At 66.3% G+C, this 2,060-nt stretch carries 1 protein-coding gene; it reads right to left on the reverse strand.

The annotated features are described in order from the left end of the window. Positions 1 to 2,060: TonB-dependent receptor (locus tag AABM41_09795; GenBank protein MEK6192588.1), on the reverse strand; the 2,060-nt coding region annotated here is incomplete at both ends.

Consider the following 2,060-nt stretch of genomic DNA (forward strand, 5'->3'; position numbering starts at 1 on the left):
AACCGGAACAGGAGGTCCAACTGGACCGACCGGGCGGCCTGCAGGTTGCCCGGCTGCAGGTAGGCCACCGTGTTGTACTGCCGGTTCGCTCCGCCGCGCGCGTATTCGGTGCCGCGGCCTGCGTTGAGCAAATTCAGGATGTTGCTCGCGATCTCCACGTCGCGGGCCCCGCCCAGCTTGAACCGCTTGCTGAGCTTGATTCCCACCGTATGGGTGGCCACCAGCAGGACCTGCCCCTCCCCGCGGGTCGGGTAGACGAAGCGGATCCGCGTCCGGAGCGGATTCGACTGGACCGAGCCCGTCGAAGAGACCACCGTCGCGGGTCCGAAGACCGCGAGCTGCGGGTCGTTGGCCGGCAGTTGGTTGACGATCCACGAGCTCCACCCGCCCGAGACCACCGAGTAGCTGCCCCCAACGACGATCCCGGCCGGTGCGTGCCACGTCCCGTTGAACCGGTACGAGAACGGGTTCCACATCGGGGCGGTGGTGTTACCGGGGTAGCTGATGTGGTCGTTCGGGTCCCGCGTCCGCCAGAGCATCCTGTTGTTGGGGAACGCGTCGGGCTGGATGAAACGCGCCGGGTCGGTCGGGTTCCACGTGCCGCTATCATGCTGCCACTGGCGGTGGATCGCCGCCATCGCCTGGAAGTTGCGCGACAGGTTCTTGGCCACCGTAATCTGCAGCGCGTAGTAGTGCATCGCGCTCCAGGTATTGTTCGTCAACCTGTAGACGATGCCCTGGTTCGGATCGACCAGGCCGAAGCCGCCGAACGGCTGATTCGGACCGCTGGGATAGATCCCGTTGATATCCGTCTGCGCGAACATGTTGTGGACCTTGCGCGCGATTCCGGCCACATCCACGCTCATCTGCCCGGGGAACTGCCGCCGGTAGCCCACGATGTACTCGTCGATGATCGGCTGGCTCATGCCGGGATCGAACTGCAGACTGGAGACCGACGAGATCCGGGCCGGCGCGTCGAACACCGCCTCGAAGGTCCCATTGCCATCGAGATCGTAGGTGTCCCGGATGGCGGCCGCGTCGGCGCCGCCGAACGACGACACGCCATGCCGCCCGCCCTGCAATTGTTCGTGCACCCGCGCGAAGGTGCCACGCAGCACGTTCTTGGCGTCATCGGTCAGCAGATACGAGAAGCCCGCCCGCGGCCCCACTTCGGTGCTCGACTGCCGCGAGAAACCGCGCTGCGCGTCGTAGCGCCGCACGAGGTCCACCCGGACGCCCAGCGTCGCCGTCACCCGCGCGCCCGGCTTCCAGGTGTCCTGGACGTAGAAGCCGATGTCCTTGTCGCGCCCGGAGGCGGAGAGGAGGCTCAGGTCGCCCGTAATGTACTGCCGGTGGAACGGCACCGTCCCAGCGGCCGGGTCGTTCGGATTGACCAGGCGCTGTTCCTCGGTGATGAAGCCGTCGTTCAGGTACACGGTCTCCTGGTCGAAGTTGTTGGCCGGTAGCGCCAGGAAGCCGACCTCGAACTCGTGCGACCCGGCCAGGTTGTCCTTGTACCACGTGAGGTCGCCGCGCAGCATGGTCACCGACGAGTTGTCCAGGAGCATGCAGCCGAGGCAGCCGACCGACCGGTTGCCGCCGGTCGTCACGAGCAGGCCGGTCCCCGTGGCTCGGCCCTGCGCCACCGTGAAGGCCGGGTGTACGTCGATGCTCGGCCCCGGGATGACGCGCCCGTCGTAGCTATCGAGGCCGTTTCCCCCCTTGTTGTTGTAGCTGGCCGTGAAGGTCGTCGTGAACCTGGTCCCCCACGCCGACGTCAGCTTGGCCCCGTACAGCGCCCCACCGGTCGACAGGACTTCGTCAAATCTCGTCATCGTCTGCCCGACGTTGAGCATGTGCAGCCGGTCACCCTGATAGATCCCGGCCAGCGTGTGGTTGGTCCCCAGCCGCGCCGTCACCTTCGCATACGGCTGCTGACTCTTGAGCGAGGTATTCTCGAACGCTTCTCCAGGGTAGAGCGCTTTGAGGGCCGCAACCACGGCCGGAATGCGGCTCGGCGTCGTCTGGTTGTTCTGCCACCGGTACGCGCCAAAGATCCA

It is taken from the genome of Chloroflexota bacterium (genome assembly GCA_038040195.1).
In the GTDB taxonomy this organism is placed as follows: Bacteria; Chloroflexota; Limnocylindria; order QHBO01; family QHBO01; genus DASTEQ01.